The organism is Neisseria sp. P0021.S006 (assembly GCF_051956895.1).
Map to the genome: position 1 here is coordinate 1 of NZ_JBQCWZ010000133.1, position 2,438 is coordinate 2,438.

Consider the following 2,438-nt stretch of genomic DNA (forward strand, 5'->3'; position numbering starts at 1 on the left):
CGGCAAAGACAACGGCTACTTCGTAGACGAATGGAAACCTTTGTGGGTTGTCGATTTCCCAATGTTTGAATACGACGAAGAAGCCGACCGCTACGTTGCCGTACACCATCCGTTTACCGCGCCAAAAGAAGGTCATGAAGACCTGATGGTTTCCGACCCTGCAAACTGCTTGGCCCGTGCCTACGACATGGTATTGAACGGCTGGGAAATCGGCGGTGGCTCTATCCGTATCCACCGTGCAGACGTACAAGAGAAAGTGTTTGCCGCGCTGAAAATCAGCCCTGAAGAGCAACAAGAGAAATTCGGTTTCCTCTTGGACAACCTGAAATTCGGCGCGCCTCCTCACGGCGGCCTTGCATTCGGTCTCGACCGTCTGGTTACCCTGATGACCGGTGCCGAATCTATCCGCGACGTGATTGCCTTCCCGAAAACACAACGTGCACAATGTCTGCTGACCAATGCACCTAATGTGGTCGACGACAAACAACTTCGAGAGTTGAGCCTGCGTCTGCGTCAGAAAGCAGTTGAAACAAAAGAAGCATAATTTACCGGCTTAACCTTTAAAATATCAAGGCCGTCTGAAATTTTTGAAATTTCTTTCAAATCTTTCAGACGGCCTTTCTACATTTTGGTCGTTTATATATAATCAACCCGCAAACTGTTTTATTTTAAACGTTTTCTTTAATGACGTTAGAGTACAAAAAACAACCGTTTGTAAGAAAAACAAACAAATAGACTTCGCAAGCAATATCATAGCTGTTATAACAATAAAGGAACCTGACAATGTTTCTGATACTAATTGGGCTGATACTGATTTTTTTTGTTACTTTGTTTATTATTACTTCTATTATTCATAAAAAACAGTTCGCCTACGACACACACCAAGATTATAACTATCCCTCCCTTCCCTCTACCGCGCATGCCATCCTCAAAGGTGGCAGCCTGACTTTGCCCGCCACTATCAGCGGGCAAGATACCGTTATTGCCAAAATCCGCATCAAATCGACTTGGGCAGGATTGCTGATACTGCCTTTTGTTGAAACCATTTCATCTAAAGGCAGATGGAAGCAATATTTCGAATACGGCGCAAAAGGCGTGCGCTATATCAATCTGAGCGACACCTTCTCCGACAGCGACAAAACCATCCGCCTGGAAGGCAAATACCTGTCCTTACCAGATCAAGAAATCGAACTCTCTGTTTATCCGCGTGAAAACCTCGACGGCAAAAAAATCCTTGTCCTCGCGCCTCATGCTGACGATGCTGAACTCGGCGCATACGGTTTGTACGAAAAACACGCCGCCAATTCAATGATCTGCACTTTAACCGCCAGCGAAGGCGGCAGCTTCCACTATGGCAATCTTTACAGCACATGCGACTTCGACACCCAGGCACAATATCTGCAAAAAGGCCGGATGCGCGTTTGGAACAGCCTAGCCGTTCCCCTTTTGGCCGGCGTGCCGTCTGAAAACATCCTGCAGCTGGGCTACTTCGACAGCACATTGACCGCCATGCGCCAAAATCCGGAAAAAGAGATTAAATCGACCAAAATCGATACGACCGATGTCGATATTTTCCGCAGTGCCAATACCTCCCCATTGGCGAAACATCTCAAACCCGGCTCTACTTGGAACAGCTTGGTAGACAACCTTAGCTATCTGATAGAAACATTCCAGCCGGATATTATCGTGACGCCGTCCCCAAATATTGATACGCATCCCGACCATCAACATACTGCGCTGGCCGCCATCGAAGCCCTGCGTAAAATCGATTACCGCCGCGGCAATCTGTTTTTGCACACCATACATTATCTGAGCGACGACTTCCCTATCGGCAAAGTAGGCTCTTCCCTCAGCCTGCCGCCGCCCTCCGAGCAACCGTTTTACTTCCAAAGCATCTATTCCCATCCTTTGGATAAAGAAGAGCAAAACCGCAAACTCCTCGCCCTTGATGCCATGAACGACATCCGTCCCAATTCAGACGGCTATATGCGTTGGAGCACCATGATATTCAAAGGCTTAAACAAACTGCGACACCATGTCCTCCATCTCGACAAAGACTTGGTCAACCGCTTTGTTCGCAGCAACGAATTCTTCTATACCGTCCCCATTAGCGACTTGTACCAAGAAGAGACACTGAAACAAATCACCTATCAGGGCAAAGCCCAATAAACCAAAAGGCCGTCTGAAAAGATGTTTCAGACGGCCTTTATCACACCAAATCAAAATAATAAAATCACTGCATTACAAACGAAAAACACCAAGCCCAAATCCAAATGCGGCAACCCAAGTTATAATAAAACCCTTCCCACACGTCCCACATCATCATGCCGATTTACTTCATCGCCGATTTGCACCTGAGCGAATCCCATCCTCAACTGACCGCACTCTTCCAGAAATTTATGCAAGAAAAAGCCATTCATGCCCAAGCCGTATACATT

General features: G+C 47.0%; 2 protein-coding genes and 1 pseudogene. All 3 read left to right on the forward strand.

Annotated elements, in window-relative coordinates:
- Positions 1-544: amino acid--tRNA ligase-related protein (locus ACTHUM_RS11530; RefSeq protein ID WP_440402930.1), on the forward strand; the 544-nt coding region annotated here is incomplete at its 5' end.
- 239 nt (positions 545-783) lie between these two features.
- On the forward strand, positions 784-2,169 hold the full coding sequence (locus ACTHUM_RS11535) for a PIG-L deacetylase family protein (protein ID WP_377072524.1): 1,386 nt from the start codon (positions 784-786) through the stop codon (positions 2,167-2,169).
- A 152-nt stretch (positions 2,170-2,321) separates the two neighbouring features.
- Positions 2,322-2,438: pseudogene (locus ACTHUM_RS11540) on the forward strand (UDP-2,3-diacylglucosamine diphosphatase); the annotation flags it as partial.

Coding starts and splice junctions, on each gene's coding strand:
- ACTHUM_RS11535 (WP_377072524.1), top strand. CDS start 784: ATGTTTCTGATACTAATTGGGCTGATACTGATTTTTTTTGTTACTTTG.